Raw genomic sequence first — 20971 nt, 5'->3', positions numbered from 1 at the left:
CGGGTGTACTCCGACATAATGATCCTGCGCGGCCTGCTCACCGCGCCGAAGCACGGCTACGAGATCAAGAAGTACATGGAGCGCCTGACGGGCGGTCTTCTCAACAACAACACGCTCTATCCCGCGCTGCGCCGCTTCGAGCAGCGCGGGGAGATCGAGAAGATCGCCGAAGAGGTGGCGCCCGGCCGTCCGCAGCGGACCGTCTACCGGATCACCGGCAAGGGGCGTGAACGTCTGCTGGCGCTGCTGCGCACGGCCGATCCCCAGGTGCTGACGAAGGACGAGGAGTTCCAGGTCAGGGTCGGGCTGTTCGACCTGCTGCCCGCCGCCGACCGGCGCAGGATCGTCGAGGTCAGGCGGGAGCGCGTCGAGCACGAGCTGGCCCTGCAGGAGGAACTGGCCGCCGCCGCCGCGCACGCGCCCTGGGGTGAGCGCGTCCTCGCCTTCACCGTCGAACGGCTCCGGCTGGAACTGCTCTGGCTGACCGAGCTGGAGGCGGTGCTGGAGGAGACGGGGTGACGGACGCCGCGGGCGCGACGCCCTCCCGCCTCATGTCGGCCGGCCTCGTCGCGGGGCCGGTGCTCTCGATGATCGACTCGTCGGTGGTCAACCTCGCGGTGCCGGATCTGGTCCACGAGCTGGGCCGCCCGCTGGAGGTCGTCCAGTGGGCGGTGAGCGGCTACCTGCTCGCCCTGGCGATCGGCCTGGCCGCCACGTCGTACCTGGCCAGGCGCTTCGGCATGGTGCCGACGTACGCCGGGAGCCTGGCCCTGTTCACGGTCTCCTCCGCCGCGTGCGCGCTCGGCGCCGACGCCGGCATGCTGATCTGCTTCCGGGTCGTGCAGGGCCTCGCCGGGGCGCCCCTCATTCCGCTGGCGATCGGCCTGCTGATCGGCAGGGGAGGCGCCGCCGAGGGGGCGGGCGGCAAGGTGCCGCTCGCCGCCGGACTCGCGTTCTTCGCCGCGCCCGCGCTGGGCGTCTCCCTGGGCGGCCTGCTGATCGGCGCGTACGGCTGGCGCTCCATCTTCCTGGTCAACCTGCCGGTCGGGCTGCTCGCCCTGCCCGGCGCGCTGGCGGCCCGCCGGGCCGGCCTCGGAGCGAGGGGCGACCGCGCCGTACGGCCGGACCTGCCCGGGCTGGTCCTGCTGGCGGCCGGGCTCGGCCTGACGACCTACGGAGTGGAGCGGGCGGCGGCGCACGGGTGGGCCACCCCCTCCTGGCCGGCCGGCCTGGCGCTCCTGGCCGCCTACGTGCTGTGGGCGCGCCACCGGCCGCAGGCCGCCCTGGCGCTCGACCTGGCCCGGGACCCCGTACGGGCGCTCACGCTCGCCCTCTGCGCGGTGTCGAGCGTCGTGCTGTTCGCCGTGCTGTTCCTCGCGCCGCTCTATCTCCAGACGATCCAGCACCACAGCGGCCTCGTCACCGGGCTCGCGCTCCTGCCGCAGGGGCTGGCGATGGGAGTGTCGGCCGCGGCGGGCACCAGGATGGCCGAGCGCTTCTCGGTGCGGTTCGTGGTCGTGGCCGGCATGCTGTTCCTCGCGGTCACGACCGGTCTCATGGCGCTGCTCTCGGCCGGCACGCCGGTCTGGCTGACCACGCTCCTGCTGTGCGGGCGCGGCCTGGCGATCGGGTTCACGAGCCAGCCCCTGGTCGTCTCGCTGCTGGGCGGGCTGCCGCCCGAGCGCGTCCCGGACGCGAACACGCTGTTCAGCGTCGTGCAGCGGCTGGCCGGATCGTTCGGGATCGCGCTGCTGGTGACGCTCCTCACCACCCGTGGCGCGGCCACCGGATCCGCGCTCACGGGTTTCCGGGAGACCATGCTGGTCCTCGCCGCGACGGCGCTGCTCGGCGCTCTCGGGGCGGCGTTGCTGCGGCGGCCGGCGGAGCGGTCGCCGCTGGTCAGAAGACCAGTTTCAGCTCCGGACGGTGACCGGGGAGGCCGATGAGCTCACGCACCCGCGCCGGCGGCCAGGCGAGCTCCCGCGCCAGCGCGGGCACGGTCAGCCGGGTCTCGGCCGCCGCCATCTCGAAGGCCCGGGCGAGCAGCACGGGCTGCTCGCCGGGGTAGCCCGACACCGGCTCCGCCGCGAAGCCGGGCTGGTCGCGCAGCGCGGCGAGCCGCTGCCAGGCCCGGCCGGCCGCCGAGTCGGACAGCAGGCCGACCTCCCGGCACCGGTACAGCAGCGAGTCGACCGACACGCCCCAGACGCGGCGCAACTCGGCCAGCCGCCGCAGGTCGGCGCGGGCGGGCAGGCTCGGCCCGACGCTGTCGCGCGGCGTGAGGAACTCGGCGGCGAAGGAGTCGGCCTCGCGTTCCTGCTGGCTGTCCCCGGCCGCCGCGTCGCCGTGCAGGACCAGGTGGCCCAGCTCGTGGGCGGCGGTGAAGCGGTGCCGGTAGACGTCGTCGAAGCGGTTGGGCGTCAGGACGACGATGGGCCGGGGCAGGCTGGAGGTGGAGAAGGCGTCGACCGTGACCGCGTCCTCGTCGGCCCGGGGGAAGACGACGACGATCCCCCGCGACTCCATGTGCCGCACCAGGTGACTGACCGGCCCGGCGCCGAGGCCCCAGTGGGCCCGCAGCGCGCGGGCCGCGCCCACCGGATCGCGGGGCAGGGCGGTGCCGGAGTCGACCTCGCCCCCGGCGAAGCCCGGCAGGTCGACGAAGGGGAGCCGCACCCGCTTCTCCAGCGCGTACGTCAGCTCCCAGACCTGCTCGACGAAGGCGACGGCCTTGGCCCGCTGGTAGGCCCGGGTGGAGCGCAGGCTGCGGAAGTGCGCCATCGAGCCGTCGAGCTTGCCGTGCGGGCGGCCCGGCAGGAAGAACGCCGAGGGGACCGCGAGCACCTCGGCGAGGAGCGGCACCAGGTCGGGCCGCGGCCGGGTGACCCCGGCCTCGTACTGGCCGACCGCGGCGGGCGACACGCCGACGCGCTCGGCGACCTCTTTCTTGGTCAGCGCGGCGAGCCGTCTGGCCTGCGTGAGCCGGGTCCCGTCGAAGGCGTCCGCCACCGCCTGCGGGCTGGGTTCGCGGGAGGGCGCGTCATCGCCCGGCTCCCCGCCCGGCCGCGCGTCCGGTCCCTCGACCGGCCCCTCGGCCATCCTTCGGGCCTGCCCCTCGACCGGACTTCCGACCAGCCGGAGTGGCCTATCGTCCTTCATCGGCGACGTCCGGCGCCTCCGCCGGCGCCTCGCTGACCGGCGGCAGGGCCGCCGCGCGCTCGTACGGCGACCGGGGGTTCATCTCGGGAGCGGGCATCGTGCCCCCGGAGAAGACGGACGCCTCGATCGGCAGGGTCTCGATCGGCAGGGCCTGTGTGGGCAGGGTTCCCGTGAGGGCGGCTCCGGCGAGCGGGATCGCCTCGTAGTGGTGCCAGCGCAGGTTGCCGGTGCGGTCGAGCAGCTCGGCCTCGCCCCACCACGCGTCGAGCAGTCCGGCCCCGGCGTTGCACGCGTACGCGATGAGCACCAGGCGGGTGCCCTCGGGCAGCTGCGTCAGAGCCCGGGCGGCCGGGGTGACCGGCTCGGGCATGCCGGTCTCGGCGCCGCCCAGTGTCAGCTGCTCGGTCCAGGGCCGCGGGCCGAACCGGGTGAACAACGCCTGGACCAGTCCGGACGGCCTGCCGTCGCCGATCCGGGCGTTGACGACGCTGACCGACCGGTCCTTCGCGTAGCGGAAGGGGAAGAGCAGGTTGCCGCCGAGGACGACGAGCTCGTGCTGGGAGCCCTGCGGCTTGACGATATCGACGTCCGCCATGTCCGCGAACGCGCGGGCGAGCGCCTCGAACTTGCGCGACATCAGCGTGAAGCCGAACGGATGCAGATGCCGGGTCCGCGCCGTCTGCTGGGCGTCCCGGGCGTTCTCCAGGGCGACCGCCAGCGCCTCGGCCACGCCGCGGCGGATCTGCTCGGCGCGCGGGCCGAACGTCTCCAGGGCCCAGGTCGACAGCATCGGCCACCTCCGGTGAGCTTCGGCCGGCGACCACCGCACGCCGGGGCCGCTTTATTTTCCAACATCATAGACCCACGCACGCTTCACGCGTCACAACCAACGCACCTCTCCTGACTTATCGTGAGATATGGGAGAGATCCTGGTCGGCACGGCGTCGTGGACGGACAAGACGCTGCTGGAGTCCGGGTGGTACCCGCCCGGCGTCACCACACCCGAGGAGCGCCTGCGCCACTACGCGGGCGAGTTCCCGCTGGTGGAGGTCGACTCGACCTACTACGCGCCGCCCGCCGAGGCCACCGTACGGCTGTGGGCCGAGCGCACGCCCCCGGGGTTCGTCTTCGACGTCAAGGCGTTCTCCCTGCTCACGCGGCATCCGACCCGGCCGGGCGCGCTGCCGAAGGACCTGCGGCCGAGCGGCACGGGCAAGAACCTGTACACCCGCGACCTCGATCCCCGGATCGTCGAGCAGGTCTGGGAACGGTTCCGCGCTGCCCTGCTGCCGCTGCTGGAGGCGGGCAAGCTCGGGGCGGTGCTCTTCCAGTTCCCCCGGTGGTTCCCGATCGGCCGGGCGAACAAGCGGTACATCCTGGAGTGCAGGCGGCGCTGCGAACCGCTGCGGATCTCCGTGGAGTTCCGCAACCACACCTGGATGAGCGAGGAGAACCGGGCCGAGACCCTCGACTTCCTCCGGTCGTACGGGCTGCCGTACGTGTGCGTGGACATGCCGCAGGGCTACCCGGACTCGGTCCCGCCGGTCGTCGCGGCCACCTCCGACCTGGAGGTCGTGCGCTTCCACGGGCACAGCGACAGGTGGACCAGCCACGACGTCCACGAGCGCTTCGGCTACCACTACTCGCTGGAGGAGTTGCGGCGGTGGGCGCCGAGGCTGCGCGACCTGGGCGCGGAGGCGACCACCACGCACGTGCTCATGAACAACTGCTACCGCGACTACGCGCAGACCAACGCCCGGCAACTCGCCGCCGTGCTGGCGGGCCTGCCGGACTGCGAGGTCCGCCCCCGTCCCGCTCGCCCGTGACCTGCGGGACCCGTCGTGGCACAGGCACATCCCCTGCCGTCCGTACGCCGGGGCGTGATTTCGCTGCCGGGCCACCTCCGGATATGACAGGATCCGGCCTGTTCCATCGACATATCGACGGCATCGCGAGGGAGCGGGACGAATGCGGGAACGGCCGGAACGGACCACCTGCGACCGCCGGTCGTGACGGGTCCCGCCGGGCCGCGACGCCCCCTCGACCCCGGTGACCCCGAGCGGATCGGCGACCACCGCCTCGTCGGCGTGCTCGGCGAGGGCGGCCAGGGCGCGGTCTACCTCGCGCGGGACGCCTCGGGCGGCCAGGTCGCGATCAAGCTGCTGCACGCCAGGGAGGCCGCGGACGCCACGAGCCGCCGCCGCTTCCTCCGGGAGGCGGAGACGGCGCGCGGGCTCGCCCTCTTCTGCACGGCCCGCGTGCTCGACGCCGGGTCCCACCACGGGCGGCCGTACATCGTCACCGAGTACATTCCCGGGCCCTCGCTGGCGACGGCGGTCGCCGAGGACGGCCCGCGTACGGGCAGCGGGCTGCACCGCCTCGCCGTCGCCACGCTGACGTCCCTCGCCGCGATCCACCGGGCCGGGATCGTGCACCGCGACTTCAAGCCCGGCAACGTGATCCTCGGCCCGGAGGGGCCGGTGGTCATCGACTTCGGCATCGCGAGCGCCGCCGACCACACCGTCACCGGCGGCGGCATGGCGGGCACGCCCGCCTTCATCGCCCCCGAGCAGCTCGCCGGGCAGCGGCCCGGTCCCGCCTCCGACGTCTTCAGCTGGGCCGTGACGATCGCGTACGCCGCGACCGGGCGCCTGCCCTTCGCCGGGCCGACCGTCCCGGCCATCCTGATGGCCATCTCGGCCCGCGAGCCCGACCTGTCCGGCGTGCCCGCCGACCTCCGGCCGCTGCTGGAGGCGTGCCTGGCGAAGGATCCCGCCGCCCGGCCCGCCGCCTCCGCCCTGCTGCGCTCCCTCACCGGCGACGACGCCCCCACGGTGGCCACAGCACCCACCGCCACGGCACCTTCCACCACGGCACCGTTCACCACAGCACCGGGCGACCCGGCCCGTACGGTCGTCTCCGGCGGCGCCGGGATCCCGGCGGGCGCGGACACCGGGAACCCGCCGTCGCGGCGGCGGTGGCTCCTCGGCCTCGCGGCGGGGGTGACGGCCGTGCTCGTCGCGGGCGGAGTCCTCCTGTACGCGTCCCGCGGCGGCGAGGCGGGTCCCCGGGGCGGGAGCCTGCTCTACGGCGACGACTTCGGCGATCGGGGCAACTGGGACGGCTACACCTTCGACCCCGACGCGGCCGGCGACCAGCGCACGACGCGCGGCTACGAGATCGAGCGCGGCGTCTACACGGTCCGCGCCGACAGCACCGATCCCCACAACGTCGCGCTGTCGCCCGTGCCCGCCAAGAACGACGCGGCGGCCGGACGCGACGTGCTGGTCGGCGTGACGGCCGAACCGCGGGAGGACTCCGGGCAGGGCGGCCTCGGGCTCGTGTGCCGATGGGACGAGGACGTTCCCAGCGGCTACGCGTTCCTGCTCGGCCTCGACGGCACCGCCCGCGTCGTGCGGCGGTCCGAGGGCACGAGCCTCGACGTCGTGCCGCCGGTGAAGGCGGCCCCGCCGAGCGCCGGGCGCGCGGTGCGCCTCCAGGCCTCCTGCCGGGGCTCCCACCTGACGTTCTGGATCGACGGCACCCGCGTTCTCGACGCCGAGGACGCCCATCCGCTGCCGCCGGGCCCGCACAGCCAGGCGGGGGTCCTCGCTCGCGTCCCCGAGGCCGGAGGCAACGTGGTCACCGTCTCGTTCGACGACTTCAGCGTGAGCAAGGCGGGATAAAGTCACCTGAATGGCGGCGAATCCCTCCCGGCTGGCCTGGCTGGACGCGCTGCGCGGGGTCGCCGCGCTGGGCGTGGCCCTGCACCACGGTGCCTGGACCTTCGTCCCGGAGTTCTGGGCGGGAGTGGACGGGAAGGTCGACGTCGGCACCTGGGGCGTCTTCGCTTTCTTCCTGGTCAGCGGATACATCATCCCGGCATCCCTGGAACGGCGCGGTGACCTGCGGGCCTTCTGGACCGGCCGGGCCTTCCGGCTGCTGCCCCTGCTGCTCGCCGCGCTCGCCCTCGCGCTGCTCCTCGCGTACGCCGGCGCGTTCGTGCCGTCGCCCGGCCTGGACCGGCGTCCGCTCGCGCTCGTCGCCCTCGGCAACCTCACGATGCTGCAGGAACTGCTCGGCCTGCCCGCCGTGATCGGCGTGATGTGGACGCTCTCCTACGAGATGGCGTTCTACCTGATGGTCGCCGGGCTGTTCGCCGTTCGGCAGGCGCACCGTCCGGCGCCGATCGCCGTCGTCCTGGCGCTCGCGGCGGTGCCCCTCGGCCTGCTGCTGCCGCGCGCGACGATCAACGGCCGCGCGGGCGCCGCCGCTCTGGTCCTCGCCGTCGCCGTCGTGCTCGCCGTCGTGGCGTCCGCGGGCCCGTACGGCGTCGTCCGCAGGGCCGCGGCGGTGATCGGGGGCCTCCTCGGTCTGGCGCTGGTCGTGCTGGGCAGCCGGGGCGGCGCCGGCCAGGGGCTGGTTATCGCGGCGATGATGTTCGCCGGGACGGCGGTGTACCGGGCCGAGCGCGGGGCGATCCGGTGGCGCACGGCCGCGGCGGTCCTGTCGGCCGTCCTGGCCTGCGCGGTGATCGCCGAGGACGACCCCACGCACACGGTGGCGATCGTGCTCGCGGCGGCCTGTTTCCTGGCCGCCTTCGCGCTGCGGGGCCGGGCGTTCCCCCGGTGGCTCACCCACCTCGGGGTGATCAGCTTCTCCCTCTACCTGCTGCACCCGCTGCTGCTGCGGATCGCGCCGAACCTGCCGCTGTTCTTCCTCGCCACGGTGGCGCTCGGCCACGTGACGTACCGCCTCGTGGAGGCCCCGGGCCAGCGCCTCGGCAGACGCCTGTCCGGCCGGAGCGGCGCCCACGACGGCGCGCGGGGGCCTACGGTCGGGGGATGGGCAAGATCCTGATCGGTACGGCCTCCTGGACGGACAAGTCGCTGCTCGCGTCCGGCTGGTATCCCCCCGAGGCGTCCACCCCCGAGACCCGGCTCGGTTACTACGCCGGCCGGTTCCCCCTGGTCGAGGTGGACGCCACCTACTACAACCCGCCGGCCCGGCGTACGGCCGAGCTGTGGCGGGACCGCACGCCGAAGGACTTCACCTTCAACGTCAAGGCGTTCTCGCTGCTCACCGGGCATCCGACCCGGCCCTCGGCGCTGTACAAGGACCTGCGGGCCGCGCTGGGGGAGCCCAAGGGCACGCTCTACGCGCGTGACCTTCCCACCGAGGCCGTCGAGGAGGTGTGGCGGCGCTTCCTCTCCGCGCTGGAGCCGTTGCACGAGGCGGGAAAGCTGGGCGCGGTGCTGTTCCAGTTCCCCCAGTGGTTCCCGCCCGGCAGCGCCAACCGCCGCTACATCCTCGAATGCCGGGACCGCTGCCTGCCGATGCGGGTGTGCGTCGAGTTCCGCAACAGGGCGTGGATGGACCCCGCCGCCCAGGACGAGACCCTCGGCTTCCTGGCGGACAACGACCTGCCGTACGTCGGGGTGGACATGCCGCAGGGGCATCCGTCGTCGATCCCGCCCGTGCTCGCGACCACCTCCGACCTCGCCGTCGTCCGCCTGCACGGTCACTCGGACAAGTGGACGAGCCGCGTCATCGAGGAGCGGTTCGGCTACCTCTACTCGGAGGAGGAACTCCGGAGCTGGGCGGACCGGATCGCGGGTCTGGCCGGCCAGGCGGTGACCACGCACGTGCTGCACAACAACTGCTGCGCCGACAACGCCCAGCGCAACGCCGAGCGGCTGACCGAACTGCTGGGGCGGCGAGGCGCCGACGTCGTCACCCCGGGCGAGAACCGCCGGCCGTGACCGCGTACGCGGTGTCCCGGGGGGCTCGTGCCGGGATGCGGGGTCGCGCACCCATCGGCGGTTAATCCGTTGCCCGCGCCGAAACGCCGCTGACAGGCTTCCGGGCATGCTTCAGACGTACTCCGCCCATGACGGAACGACTCTGGCCTGCCACGTGTCCGGAGCGGGCGACCCCGTGATCTGCCTGCCCGGCGGCCCGATGCAGAGCGCGGACTACCTCGGCGACCTCGGCGGCCTGGCGGCGCACCGGCGGCTGCTCATGCTCGATCCCCGGGGCGCCGGCCGGTCCGCGACACCCGAGGACGTGTCCTCCTACCGCTGCGACCGGCTCGTCGGCGACGTCGAGGCGCTGCGCGAACATCTCGGCCTCGACCGGATCGACCTGCTCGCGCACTGCGCCGGCGCGAACCTCGCGACGCTGTACGCCGCCCGGCACCCCGGCCGGGTACGCCGGCTCGCCCTGATCACTCCGAGCACCAGGGCGGTCGGCATCGAGGCCACGGGGGAGTCGCGCCTCGCGACCGCCCGGCTGCGCCGGGACGAGCCGTGGTTCGATGCCGCGTTCGCGGCTCTCGAGGCGATCGTCGCCGGTGACGCCGCCGACGACGACTGGAAGCGCATCGACCCCTTCTTCTACGGACGCTGGGACGCCGCCGCCCGGGACCATCAGGCGGCCCAGGAGGGCGGGCGGAACGAGGAGGCCGCGGCGGCCTTCGGCGCCCCGGGCGCGTTCGACCCACCGGCCACCCGCGCCGCGCTGGGCGCGTTCACCGCGCCGGTGCTGCTGCTCGCCGGAGAGGTCGACCTCAACACGCCGCCGGACGTCGTCGCCGCGTTCGCGGCGCTGTTCCCGCACGCCGAGTTCGTCGTGCAGCCGGGAGCGGGACACTTCCCCTGGCTCGACGACGCCCACCGGTTCACGACGACGACGGCGGAGTTCCTCGCTCGGCCCTGACACTTCGCTCCGGTTCGGAGGGTCAGGCCCGATCTCGATTCCGGCAGTGGCGGCCGGCTGTGCTCGCGACCCTGTATCGCGATCGACCGCAACCCGGTGGTTGCGAAAGGTCCGATAACCGGTCATCATTGTTATGACCTTTTTGACTCACGGCTCTTCTAAGCCCATGAATGGTCGGAGGACTGAAACTTTCAGCGTGGATGTGAACCGCCGGCCCTCACCGCGGTTCATCGTTCCACTTCAAAAGGGTCGGCGGCCGCGCGGAGGACGCGGCCGGGTTCCGCCTGATTGACTGATGCCCCGCGCCGGGATTGGCTCAGCAGCACACCACCACCACGAACGGAGCCGCATCCGTGATCGGCCGAAAAATGTTAGCGCTAACAGAAAATCGGATATGGACTGACTCCCAACAGGTGGGTTGATCGTCCGCGGCGATGACGCCACGGAGAACGCACATCTCGGAGAATGGGAAACATCTGTGCGAAACGTCAGCTCATTACGTCGGCGCCTGAAACTCTCAGTCGTCGCCGTCGCCGCCCTTCTGGTGGCCGGCGCCGGTATGGCGGGAACCCACGCGGCCTCGGCGGCCGCGGCCGGATGTCAGGTCACCTACACGGTGGCCAGCGAATGGCCGGGCGGCTTCAACGCAAGTGTTAACGTTAACAATCTCGGCGACCCGATCGACGGATGGAGGCTGACCTGGGCGTTCCCCGCCGGGCAGACCATCACCCAGCTGTGGAACGGCAGCTACACCCAGTCGGGCTCCCAGGTCACGGTCACCAACGTCTCGTACAACGGCGCCATCCCCAGCGGCGGGAGCACCGAGTTCGGGTTCAACGGAAGCTTCAGCGGCTCGAACCCGAAGCCGGCGAGCTTCGCCCTCAACGGCGTGACCTGCACCGGCGGCGTCACCTCCCCGTCCCCCGGCGGCTCGCCCTCGGCGTCCCCTTCGGCGTCTCCTTCGCGGACGCCCTCGTCCACCCCCTCGCCGCCGCCGGGTGGCACGCGGCCGTGTGACATCTACGCCGCCGGCGGCACGCCCTGCGTCGCGGCGCACAGCACGACCCGCGCCCTGTACGGCAGTTACAACGGCCCGCTCTACCAGGTGCGCCGCTCCTCGGACAACACCACCCGGGACATCGGCGTGCTGAGCGCGGGCGGCGCCGCGAACGCCGCCGCGCAGGACTCGTTCTGCGCGAACACGACCTGCCTCATCACGATCATCTACGACCAGTCCGGGCGCAACAACCGCCTCACCCAGGCGCCTCCCGGCGGCTTCTCGGGCCCGGCTCCCGGCGGGTACGACAACCTCGCCACCGCGACCAAGGCGCCGACCACGGTCTACGGCAGCAAGGCGTACGGCGTCTACGTGGATCCCGGTGTGGGTTACCGCAACAACGCCACCAACGGCGTCGCCAAGGGCGACCAGCCGGAGGGCATGTACGCCATCTTCGACGGCACCCACTACAACGGCGGCTGCTGCTTCGACTACGGCAACGCCGAGACCAACAGCCGTGACAACGGCAACGGCACGATGGAGGCCATCTACTTCGGCAACATCAAGGTCTGGGGCTACGGCGCCGGCAACGGCCCGTGGATCATGGCCGACCTGGAGAACGGCCTGTTCTCCGGCGTCAACCAGAAGTACAACGCGGGCGACCCCACCATCAGCCACCGCTACCTGACCGCAATCATCAAGGGCGAGCCGAACCACTGGGCCATCCGCGGCGGCAACGCGCAGTCGGGCGGCCTCGGCACCTTCTACGACGGCAAGCGCCCCAACGTCTCGGGCTACAACCCGATGAAGAAGGAAGGGGCCATCATCCTCGGCATCGGGGGTGACAACAGCCACGGCGCCGCCGGCACCTTCTACGAGGGCGTGATGACCTCCGGATACCCGACGAACGCCACCGAGGACGCGGTGCAGGCGAACATCGTCGCCGCCGGATACCGGTAAGGCCGGATACCGGTAAGTCAGGCAAAGGCAGACCGGCCACAGCGGATCCGGAAGCCGGAAGACCGAGCCGCCCCTTGCACCACCGGGGGCGGCTCTCCGCTGTTCCGGCGTACGGTTCGGGGTGCTCGGGAACCGGCCGGCATGGCCCGATGCCGGGCAGACGTCGGGCCACACCGGGCGTGGCCGGATCCGGGATCAGCTGAGCAGAGCTCAGGACCATGTGACGGCCGAGGCTGATCTCGTGTCGTCCGCGCACGCCTCCGGCCGCCGTAAGGAAAGGTCGCAGCTGATAACTCCCTTAATGAATATTTCGGTCATCTGCGTGAGGTTCACCCCTCGGTCCTATTCGCCGGGCGGCGAAAAATCGTTCGCTCCTCCCGTACGGGCTGCGGGAGCATGGCCAGGGCGATATCGGCATTCGGGAGGGCTGATGGCTGTGCTCGGGACGGTGGACGAGGCCGAAAATGATAAATCCGCGCGGAGATCGGCGCTTTTGCTGGCATTGCGGTACTACTGCGGCGAGCTGAAGCGGCAGTGGCCGATCGCGGCTCCCGCGCTGGTGCTGCCGGCGATCGGGAACATCTGCCTGTTCTATCTGGCGCCGCTGGCGGTGGCGGGCCTTGTGGGGCACCTCTCCGGCGGCCGGGACGGCTCCTTCGACGCGCTGCTGCCCTACGTGCTCGGCTTCGCCGCGTTGCTTCTGACGGGTGAGGCGTTCTGGCGGGCGGGGATGCACTTCCTGAACCGCGCCGACGGCCGGGGCATCGAGCGACTCGGCGTGCTGGGCATGGACGAGCTGCTGGCCAAGGACGTCGCGTTCTTCCACGACAACTTCGCCGGTTCGCTGACCAAGAGGGTGCTCGGATTCTCCTCCAGGTTCGAGGAGTTCATGGACACCCTCACGTTCTCGATCATGGCGAAGGTGGTGCCCCTGGCCTTCGCCTCGGTGGTGCTGTGGCGGTACGACCCGCTGCTGGTGCTCGTCCTCGTGGGTCTCATCGTCGTCACCGGTGTTCTCGTCGCTCCGCTCATCCGCCACCGGCAGGCCCTGGTCGACGCGCGTGAGGCGGCCAAGGTGCTGGTGTCGGGTCACGTCGCCGACGTGCTGGCCAACATGGAGACGGTCCGCGCGTTCGCCGCCGAGACACGCGAGGCCGTCGAGCACAGGGCCAGGATCGCCGAGCAGCGCCGGCTGTCCATCCGGTCCTGGGACTACAACAACCTCAGGGTGGACATGGTCGTCGCCCCGTTGTCGGTGCTCACCAGTGCCGCGGGCCTGCTCCTCGCCGCGGCGCTCCGCGGCGGCCTCGGTGTGGAGGCCATCGTCGTGACGTTCACCTACTACACGAACGCGATCAACATCATGTTCGAGTTCAACCAGGTGTACCGGCGTATGGAGAGCACGCTCACCGAAGCCGCCCAGTTCACCGAGCTGCTCCTCACGCCGCCGACCGTGGTGGACCCGGCCGACCCGCAGCCCCTGCGCCCGGCCGACGCGAGCGTCCGCTTCGAGCGGGTGCGATTCGGGTACGCCGGCGGTGCGCCGCTGTTCGACGGCCTGAACCTGGACATCCCCGGCGGCACCAAGATCGGGCTGGTCGGGCGGTCCGGCGGCGGCAAGAGCACCCTCACCCGGTTGCTGCTGCGTCTCATGGACGTGGACGGAGGCAGGATCCTGATCGGCGGTCAGGACATCGCCCGGCTGAGGCAGGCCGACCTGCGGGGCCTCATCGCCTACGTCCCGCAGGAACCCGCCATGTTCCACCGGTCCGTACGGGAGAACCTCGCGTTCGCCCGGCCGGGCGCGACCGACGCCGAGATCCTCCGGGCCGCGCGGGCGGCCCACGTCACGGAGTTCGTCGAGTCTCTGCCGCACGGCTTCGACACCCTGATCGGCGAGCGCGGCGTCAAGCTCTCCGGCGGCCAGCGGCAGCGCATCGCGCTCGCGCGCGCCATTCTGCGCGACGCCCCCGTCCTGCTGCTGGACGAGGCGACCAGTGCCCTGGACTCCGAGAGCGAGATCCTCATCCAGGAGGCCCTGTGGCGCCTGATGCAGGACCGTACGGCACTCGTGGTGGCGCACCGGCTCAGCACCGTCGTCCGCATGGACCGCCTGGTCGTGCTCGACCGGGGACGCGTCGTCGAGCAGGGCACCCACGGCGAGCTGCTCCAGGCCCAGGGGTCCTACGCCCGGCTCTGGCACCACCAGTCCGGGGGCTTCCTCGTCGAGGACGACGCCCCCGACGCGCTCCACCTGTGACGCACCCGCTTCACGCGGAGCGGGTGGTCCCGACCCGGTTCAGCGCGTCGCGGCGGGCCGGAGCCCGGCCTCCCGGGGGGTTCCCTGGCGCAGGGAGCGTTCGGTCAGGCCGCCGAACAGGAGGCCGATGGCTCCCCACAGGACGAACTGGATGCCGAACGACGCCACTCTGAACCACCACAGCGTGTTGGCGGAGAAGTCGTCGGGAACCTCTTCGATCGGAGGCATCACGGCGTACGCGACACCGACGAGGACGGCGTAGACGACGATGCCCGACAGGGCTGCGTTCCAGGTGCCCAGGCGGGACGACAGGGAACGGCCCGCGTACGCGGCGACCGCCGCCGCCAGGAGGGCGACGAGGATCATCGCGAAGTACAGCGCGGTCCGGCGGCCGATCGAATCGGGGTTGCCGACGGCCGGGGGATTGGCCGGGTACTTCAGGATGGGGGTCACGTACACGACGACGAAGCCGGCGGCGGCGACGGTGAGCGCCGTGGCGCGGGCGCCGAGAGCGCCGAGGCGGCCGTGGGCGAAGGCGTACGCGATGGAGTAGAAGCCGCCGAGGGCGGCGCCGTAGACGAGCAGGGCGGTCAGCAGGCCGGCGGTCTCCTGGACGGTCCGGCTGACGAGTTCCGGTTCGGCGGCCTCTCCGCCGGCCGCCGCCCTGGCCTCCTCGATGGAGATGGCGGCGGCGACCTGGGGTTCTCCGGCGAACCAGGCGACGACGTACGCGAGCAGCGCGGCGGCGAGGCCGACGAGCATGCCGCGCACCAGCAGGGAGCGCATGGTGGGCATCGGGCGGGCCTCAGTGGCAGGGGAAGCCGAGGAGGTGCCGGCCGTCGTGCACGAACTCGTGCACGGTGTGCCCGCTGATGAGGTGGGTGGCGCCCTGCTCCGCGCCGACGAAGTAGAGCAGGATGAGCCCGGCCACGGCGGCGAAGACCGCCCAGGGCAGGATCTCGCGTACGGGGATGGTGACCGGCAGGGGCCGGGAGACGGGGACGGCCGGCTGAGCCATGTGATTCTCCTCACGGGGTCGCTCGCCCCGGTGATGGAGGACAACGGGTCAGTGTCCTGACTCCCGGGTCATCGTGTCGCCCGAACCTTCCAGCCGTCGCGGCCGTGGTGACGAGCGGGAGACACTCCCCGGTCACAGTGGCGGGACCGTCCTGGATTCACACCAGGTTCCTGCGCACCGTCGCCTCTGTCTTCTTTTGTCGCCTTGAGCGTGCACCGTCCGCATAAGTACGTCAAGCCGGGGTCCATACTCGTGACCTATGAAGCGAGTCCTGATCATCGGCATCGGCGCCGGGGACCCCGCCCACCTGACCTTCCAGGCCGCCGCGGCCATCGCGGAGACCGACGTGTTCTTCCTGCTCGACAAGGGAGCCGTGAAGGACGGCCTGGTGCGGCTGCGGCGCGAGCTGATCGCGGCCCACGCGCGGGAGCCGTACCGGACGGTCGAGGCGCGCGACCCGGAGCGTGACCGCACGAGCGGCGCGTACGTGGAGGCGGTGGCCGACTGGCGGGCCCGCCGGGCCGACGTCTACGCCCGGCTCATCGCCGAGGAGGTGCCGGAGGACGGCGTCGGCGCGTTCCTCGTCTGGGGCGACCCCGCCCTGTACGACAGCACGATCGCGATCGTCGAGGACGTCCTGGCCAGGGGCGGAGAGCCGTTCGACTATGAAGTGATCCCGGGGATCAGCAGCGTGTCGGCGCTGGCCGCGCGGCACCGCGTCAGCCTGACCAGGGTCGCCAGGCCGCTGCACATCACGACCGGCCGCCGCCTGCCCGCAGACGTCGAGGCCGCCGGCGACATCGTGGTGATGCTCGACGCGGGCTGCGCGTTCGCGGACCTGCCGGAGGCCGCCGACGCCGACGTCTACTGGGGCGCGTACGTCGGGACCGAGGACGAGATCCTCGTCGCCGGGCCGGTGCGCGAGGTCGCCGGCGAGATCCGGCGGCTCAGGGCGGAGGCGCGCGAGGCGCACGGCTGGGTCATGGACACCTACCTGCTCAGGAAGCCCCCCCGATGAGGCCCGTGTCGGTCGTCGGGATCGGCGCGGACGGCTGGGCCGGTCTCACCGACGCGGCGCGCGCCGAACTGGTCGCCGCGGACGTCGTGGTCGGGTCGGCCAGGCAGCTCGCCCTGCTGCCGGCGTCGGTGGCCTGCGAGCGGGCGCCGTACCCGTCGCCGCTGGTCGCGGGGCTGCTGGGGCTGCTCGACGCGCATGCGGGACGCGCGGTCGCGGTGCTCGCCAGCGGCGACCCCATGTTCTTCGGCGTCGGCGCGACGCTCGCCCGGCTGCTCGGGCCGGACCGGCTGCGGGTGCTGCCGCACGTGTCGTCGGCCACCCTGGCCTGCGCGCGGCTCGGCTGGGCCGCCGAGGAGGTCGAGACCGTCAGCCTGGTCGGACGGCCGCTCGCCGCGCTGACCGCGGCGCTCGCGCCGGGCCGTCGCGTCCTCGTCCTCAGCGCGGGCGCGGACACGCCCGCGCTGGTCGCCGCCCTGCTGACCGAGCGGGGGTACGGCGCGAGCCGCGTCACCGTGTTCGGCGATCTCGGCGCGGCGACCGAGTCCCGCCGCGACGGCACGGCCGCGGGCTGGCCGGCCGGCGAGACGTCGCCCGCGCTGAACGTCGTGGCGGTGGCCTGCACAGACGTCCCGTCGGCGGTGCCGCTGGGGTGGGTGCCTGGGCTGCCGGACGAGGCGTACGAGTCGGACGGGCAGCTCACCAAGCAGGAGGTGAGGGCGGTCACCCTGGCCAAGCTGGCGCCCCTGCCGGGCGAGCTGCTCTGGGACGTGGGCGCGGGTTCCGGGAGCGTGGCCGTCGAGTGGCTGCGCGCGCATCCGTCGTGCCGGGCCGTCGCCGTCGAGCGCGACCCCGTCCGCGCGGACCGCGTCAGGCACAACGCGGACGCGCTGGGCGTGCCGCGCCTGCGGGTCGTCACCGGAGCCGCCCCGGACGCGCTCGGCGGGCTGCCCGCCCCGGCGGCCGTCTTCGTGGGCGGCGGCGTGACGGGGGCCGGTGTGGTCGAGACCTGCTGGGACGCCCTCGCCCCGGGCGGCAGGCTGGTGGCGAACGCCGTCACCGTGGAGTCGGAGGCGGTTCTCGCCCAGTGGCACGCCCGGCTCGGCGGGGACCTCGTGCGGTTGTCGGTGCAGCGCGCCTCGCCGGTGGGCGGCTTCACCGGGTGGCGTCCCCTGATGCCGGTGACCATCTGGACGGCGCGGAAGGAGCGCGAGCAGTGACGGTTCGATTCATCGGTGCGGGGCCCGGCGCGGCCGACCTCATCACGGTGCGTGGGCTGCGGGCCCTTCAGGCGGCCCCGGTCTGCCTGTACGCCGGGTCGCTCGTGCCGCGCGACCTGCTCGCCGACTGCCCGCCGGACGCGCGGCTCGTGGACACCGCGAACCTCACCCTGGACGAGATCGTCGCCGAGATGACGGCGGCGCACGAGGCGGGGCACGATGTGGCGCGGCTGCACTCCGGCGACCCGTCGGTCTTCAGCGCGGTCGCCGAGCAGATGCGCAGGCTCGACGCGCACGGCGTGCCGTACGAGGTGATCCCGGGGGTGCCCGCCTTCGCGGCCGCCGCCGCGGCCCTGGGGCGGGAGCTGACGGTTCCGGGGGTGAGCCAGACGATCATCCTGACCAGGACGTCGGCGCGGGCCACCCCGATGCCGCCCGGCGAGGAACTCGCGACGCTGTCGGCGAGCCGCGCCACGATGGTGCTGCACCTGGCCGTGCAGCGGATCGCCGCCGTCGTGGCCGACCTGCTGCCCGCGTACGGCGCGGACTGCCCGGTGGCGGTGGTCGCCCGGGCCAGCCGGGACGACGAGGAGATCATCAGGGGCACCCTGGGCGACATCGCCGACCAGGTGGTCGCGGCGGGGATCAGGCGGACCGCCGTGATCGTGGTGGGGCGGGCGCTGACGGCGCACGAGTTCCCCGACAGCCACCTCTACTCGGCCGCGCGGGACCGCGCGTGCTCGTCCTGATCCTCGGCGGCACGGCCGAGGCACGGGCGCTGGCCGCCGAGCTGGCGCCGCTGCCGGGCCTGCGGGTGGTGTCGTCGCTGGCCGGCCGGGTCGCCGATCCCCGGCTGCCGGTGGGCGAGGTCAGGTCGGGCGGCTTCGGCGGCCCGGACGGGCTCGCCCGGTGGATCGCCGAGCACGGTCCGCGGGTCGTGGTGGACGCCACGCATCCGTTCGCCCAGCGGATGAGCGAGTCGGCGGCGCACGCGTGCGCGGCGACCGGGACGCCGCTGCTCGGGTTGCGGCGTCCCGGCTGGTCGGAGGGCCCGGAGGACGTCTGGCTGCGGGTGCCGTCGCTCCGGGCGGCGGCGGACGCGCTGCCCGGTCTCGGGAGCCGTGTGTTCCTGACGACGGGCCGCCGCAGCCTGCCGGTGTTCGCGCCGCTGACCGGGCTGTGGTTCCTGGCGAGGTCGGTCGACCCGCCGGAGCCGCCCGTTCCCCCGAACGTCCACGTGATCCTCGCCCGGGGGCCGTACACGGTGGCGGGAGAGCGCGCCCTGATCGGCGAGCACCGGCTCGACGTGCTGGTCACCAAGGACAGCGGCGGGGAGCAGACCCGCGCCAAGCTGGTCGCGGCGCGCGAGGCGGGGCTGCCGGTCGTCATGGTGGACCGGCCCGCGACGCCCGGCGGCGTCACCCGGGTGACGGACGTCGCCGACGCCGTCACCTGGGTACGCGATCACGCGGGATAGCGGCGCGGGGTGAAGACGACCGCCCCGTCCCCGCGTTCGACGACGCGGGTGGTGGACGAGCCGACGATCAGCAGGCAGCGCATGTCGATCGCGGCCGGGTCGAGCTCGCCCAGAGTGGTGATCACGACCGACTCCCGCTCGCCGCCGACGTCGCGGCCCACCACCACGGGCGTGCCCGGATCGCGGTGTTCGAGCAGCAGGTCGCGGGCCGCGGCGACCTGCCAGGTGCGGGTCTTCGACGCCGGGTTGTAGATCGCGAGGACGAGGTCGGCGCGGGCGGCGGCGGAGATCCGCCCGGCGACCACCTCCCACGGCTTGAGCTGGTCCGACAGCGACAGCACGCAGTAGTCGTGGCCGAGCGGCGCGCCCGCCCGGCCGGCCACGGCCTGCGCGGCGGTCAGGCCGGGCACCACCCGCACCGGGACGTCCGCGTAACGCGGGTCGGCGGCGGCCTCCAGCACCGCGCTGGCCATCGCGAACACGCCCGGGTCGCCCGACGACACGACCGCGACCCGCGCCCCGGCGAGGGCCAGGTCGAGCGCGTGACGGGCGCGCTCGGCCTCGACGCGGTTGTCGGTACGGTGCCGGGTCTGGCGGGGGTTGGGCGCGACCCGGTCGACGTAGGGGCCATACCCGACCAGGTCGGTGGCCTCGGCGAGGACCTCCTGGGCCTCCGGGGTCAGCCAGGGCCGCCCGGCGGGGCCGAGGCCGACGACCGCGACCTCGCCTGCACCGGTGCGTCCGGCGGGCTCCGGCACGAACGTGAGCTGCGCCGGGCTGGGGATCAGCGCCAGCGAGAAGTACGGCACCTGCCCCGGGTCGACGTCCTTGAGCGGGGCCACACGCTGGGCGTCGGTGGTGGCGCGTTCGACGTACCAGGCCTCGTCGAGGCGGCCCGCCTCGGCCAGCGCGTCGCGCACTTTCTCGAACGTGCGGCCCAGCTTGAGCACCGCCGCCGAGTCCGTGCCGCGCAGCTTCTCGGCCAGCACGGCGGCGGGCAGCGTCCCGGGCAGGACCGTCAGCGTCTCGTCGCGTTCGACCAGCGGGCGGCCCAGCACGGCGGACGCCCCCGCGATCGAGGTGACCCCGGGGACGACCTCGGCCGGGTAGCGGTGCGCGAGCCGCTTGTGCATGTGCATGTACGACCCGTAGAAGAGGGGGTCTCCCTCGCACAGCACGACGACGTCGCGCCCGGCGTCCAGGTGCGCGGCGAGGCGGTCGGCGCAGCCGGCGTAGAAGTCGTCGAGCGCGCCCTGGTAGCCGCCGGGGTGGTCGGTCGTCTCCGTCGTCAGCGGATACTGCAGGAGCTCCTCGATCTGCCCGTCGCGCATGTGGTGGGCCGCGATCGACCGGGCGATGCTGCGGCCGTGCCGCGCCGCGTGGTAGGCGATCACGTCGGCCTCGCCGATCAGGCGAGCGGCCTTCACGGTCATCAGTTCGGGGTCGCCGGGGCCGAGGCCGACGCCGTAGAGCGTTCCTGTCACGTCTCGTCACTCCTGCTCGCAGGCGATGGCGTTGACCGCCGCCGCCGTCATGGCACTGCCGCCCCGGCGGCCGTGGACAACCAGAAACTCCAGGCCGGACGCCGCGAGGGCGCGCTTGGACTCGGCCGCGCCGATGAAGCCGACCGGGACGCCCAGCACGGCGGCGGGCCGTCCCGCGCCTCCGGCGACCAGTTCGAGCAGCCGGAACAGCGCGGTCGGGGCGTTGCCGACGGCCACGACCGCGCCGTCGAGTCGGTCGAGCCACAGGTCGAGCGCGGCGGCGCTGCGGGTGGTGCCGAGCCGCTCCGCGAGGGCGGGCACGCGGGGGTCGCCGAGCGTGCAGACGACCTCGTTGCCGGCGGGCAGGCGCTTCCTGGTGATGCCGGAGGCGACCATCCGCGCGTCGCACAGCACGGGCGCACCCGCCAGCAGCGCGGTGCGCGCCTTCTCGACCACGCCGGGGGAGTAGCCGAGGTCGCCGACGAGGTCGGTCATGCCGCACGCATGGATCATGCGGACCGCGACCCGGGCGACGTCGGCGGGCAGCCCTGACAGGTCGGCCTCGGCCCTGATGGTCGCGAACGACCGCCGGTAGATCTCCGCTCCGTCGCGGACGTAGTCGTGCTCGGGCACGGACACCTCTGTTCGTGGATGGCGGACGGTG

The 20971-nt window shown here is 73.1% G+C and carries 19 protein-coding genes and 1 riboswitch; of the genes, 13 read left to right on the top strand and 6 right to left on the bottom strand.

The genetic code is table 11. From position 1 onward, the window contains the following. Nucleotides 1-3: 3 nt before the first annotated feature. The gene (locus tag HHX40_RS23360) at nucleotides 4-519 is read left to right on the top strand and encodes a PadR family transcriptional regulator (RefSeq protein WP_182882337.1); all 516 of its coding nucleotides are present in this window, start codon (nucleotides 4-6) and stop codon (nucleotides 517-519) included. Beyond that, nucleotides 516-1946 carry a DHA2 family efflux MFS transporter permease subunit gene (locus HHX40_RS23355; protein WP_182882336.1) on the top strand — a complete coding sequence of 477 codons (1431 nt, stop codon included), beginning with the start codon at nucleotides 516-518 and terminating at the stop codon, nucleotides 1944-1946. Before HHX40_RS23360 ends, HHX40_RS23355 begins: the two co-directional genes overlap by 4 nt. Here the strand turns inward: HHX40_RS23355 and HHX40_RS23350 are convergent. Together HHX40_RS23350 and HHX40_RS23345 are read right to left on the bottom strand one after the other, a co-directional pair. Then, nucleotides 1900-3099, bottom strand: a complete 1200-nt coding sequence (locus HHX40_RS23350; RefSeq protein WP_182882335.1) for a helix-turn-helix domain-containing protein — start codon at nucleotides 3097-3099, stop codon at nucleotides 1900-1902. The genes HHX40_RS23355 and HHX40_RS23350 overlap by 47 nt on opposite strands. Before the next feature lie 46 nt (nucleotides 3100-3145). Further along, complete coding sequence (locus tag HHX40_RS23345) at nucleotides 3146-3949, bottom strand: hypothetical protein (protein ID WP_182882334.1); 804 nt, start codon at nucleotides 3947-3949, stop codon at nucleotides 3146-3148. Between the two features lie 127 nt (nucleotides 3950-4076). Between HHX40_RS23345 and HHX40_RS23340 the strand changes: the two genes are divergently transcribed. From HHX40_RS23340 to HHX40_RS23310, 7 genes are all read left to right on the top strand, one after another. Then, entirely contained in the window at nucleotides 4077-4985 is a 909-nt protein-coding gene (locus HHX40_RS23340) for a DUF72 domain-containing protein (RefSeq protein WP_182882333.1), read from the top strand. Nucleotides 4986-5168: 183 nt separating this feature from the next. Further along, nucleotides 5169-6845 (top strand): serine/threonine-protein kinase, encoded by a 1677-nt coding sequence (locus HHX40_RS23335; protein WP_182882332.1) that lies wholly within the window; start codon nucleotides 5169-5171, stop codon nucleotides 6843-6845. Between the two features lie 10 nt (nucleotides 6846-6855). Next, nucleotides 6856-8019 (top strand): acyltransferase family protein, encoded by a 1164-nt coding sequence (locus HHX40_RS23330; RefSeq protein WP_182882331.1) that lies wholly within the window; start codon nucleotides 6856-6858, stop codon nucleotides 8017-8019. Further along, entirely contained in the window at nucleotides 8004-8921 is a 918-nt protein-coding gene (locus tag HHX40_RS23325; RefSeq protein ID WP_182882330.1) for a DUF72 domain-containing protein, read from the top strand. Before HHX40_RS23330 ends, HHX40_RS23325 begins: the two co-directional genes overlap by 16 nt. A 106-nt stretch (nucleotides 8922-9027) precedes the next feature. After that, complete coding sequence (locus tag HHX40_RS23320) at nucleotides 9028-9876, top strand: alpha/beta fold hydrolase (protein ID WP_182882329.1); 849 nt, start codon at nucleotides 9028-9030, stop codon at nucleotides 9874-9876. Nucleotides 9877-10435: 559 nt separating this feature from the next. Then, the gene (locus HHX40_RS23315; RefSeq protein ID WP_220499490.1) at nucleotides 10436-11833 is read left to right on the top strand and encodes an arabinofuranosidase catalytic domain-containing protein; all 1398 of its coding nucleotides are present in this window, start codon (nucleotides 10436-10438) and stop codon (nucleotides 11831-11833) included. A 493-nt stretch (nucleotides 11834-12326) separates the two neighbouring features. Further along, the gene (locus tag HHX40_RS23310; protein WP_259403879.1) at nucleotides 12327-14093 is read left to right on the top strand and encodes an ABC transporter ATP-binding protein; all 1767 of its coding nucleotides are present in this window, start codon (nucleotides 12327-12329) and stop codon (nucleotides 14091-14093) included. Between the two features lie 39 nt (nucleotides 14094-14132). Here HHX40_RS23310 and HHX40_RS23305 read toward each other — a convergent pair whose 3' ends face one another. Then, nucleotides 14133-14888 (bottom strand): CbtA family protein, encoded by a 756-nt coding sequence (locus HHX40_RS23305; RefSeq protein WP_182882326.1) that lies wholly within the window; start codon nucleotides 14886-14888, stop codon nucleotides 14133-14135. A 10-nt stretch (nucleotides 14889-14898) separates the two neighbouring features. Continuing rightward, nucleotides 14899-15111 (bottom strand): CbtB domain-containing protein, encoded by a 213-nt coding sequence (locus HHX40_RS23300; RefSeq protein WP_111698211.1) that lies wholly within the window; start codon nucleotides 15109-15111, stop codon nucleotides 14899-14901. Nucleotides 15112-15139: 28 nt separating this feature from the next. Further along, nucleotides 15140-15346, bottom strand: a riboswitch (cobalamin riboswitch). A 24-nt stretch (nucleotides 15347-15370) separates the two neighbouring features. Between HHX40_RS23300 and cobF the strand changes: the two genes are divergently transcribed. The 4 genes from cobF to HHX40_RS23280 are packed head-to-tail and all read left to right on the top strand — an operon-like array spanning nucleotide 15371 to nucleotide 18823. Further along, complete coding sequence (cobF, locus tag HHX40_RS23295; RefSeq protein WP_182882325.1) at nucleotides 15371-16129, top strand: precorrin-6A synthase (deacetylating); 759 nt, start codon at nucleotides 15371-15373, stop codon at nucleotides 16127-16129. After that, nucleotides 16126-17346 carry a precorrin-6y C5,15-methyltransferase (decarboxylating) subunit CbiE gene (cbiE, locus tag HHX40_RS23290; protein WP_182882324.1) on the top strand — a complete coding sequence of 407 codons (1221 nt, stop codon included), beginning with the start codon at nucleotides 16126-16128 and terminating at the stop codon, nucleotides 17344-17346. The genes cobF and cbiE overlap by 4 nt, the downstream gene beginning before the upstream one ends. Beyond that, nucleotides 17343-18095: a precorrin-4 C(11)-methyltransferase gene (cobM, locus tag HHX40_RS23285; RefSeq protein WP_182882323.1), complete on the top strand. Its 753-nt coding sequence runs from the start codon at nucleotides 17343-17345 to the stop codon at nucleotides 18093-18095. The genes cbiE and cobM overlap by 4 nt, the downstream gene beginning before the upstream one ends. Continuing rightward, nucleotides 18083-18823, top strand: a complete 741-nt coding sequence (locus HHX40_RS23280) for a cobalt-precorrin-6A reductase (protein ID WP_111698203.1) — start codon at nucleotides 18083-18085, stop codon at nucleotides 18821-18823. Before cobM ends, HHX40_RS23280 begins: the two co-directional genes overlap by 13 nt. Here the strand turns inward: HHX40_RS23280 and HHX40_RS23275 are convergent. Next, on the bottom strand, nucleotides 18811-20307 hold the full coding sequence (locus HHX40_RS23275; protein ID WP_182882322.1) for a precorrin-2 C(20)-methyltransferase: 1497 nt from the start codon (nucleotides 20305-20307) through the stop codon (nucleotides 18811-18813). The genes HHX40_RS23280 and HHX40_RS23275 overlap by 13 nt on opposite strands. Nucleotides 20308-20313: 6 nt before the next feature. Then, nucleotides 20314-20940: a precorrin-8X methylmutase gene (locus tag HHX40_RS23270; protein WP_182882321.1), complete on the bottom strand. Its 627-nt coding sequence runs from the start codon at nucleotides 20938-20940 to the stop codon at nucleotides 20314-20316. Nucleotides 20941-20971 lie beyond the last annotated feature (31 nt).

This window comes from Microbispora sp. H10949, assembly GCF_014161435.1.
Lineage (GTDB): Bacteria > Actinomycetota > Actinomycetes > Streptosporangiales > Streptosporangiaceae > Microbispora > Microbispora triticiradicis.
This window is presented reverse-complemented; position numbering and strand designations above follow the sequence as displayed.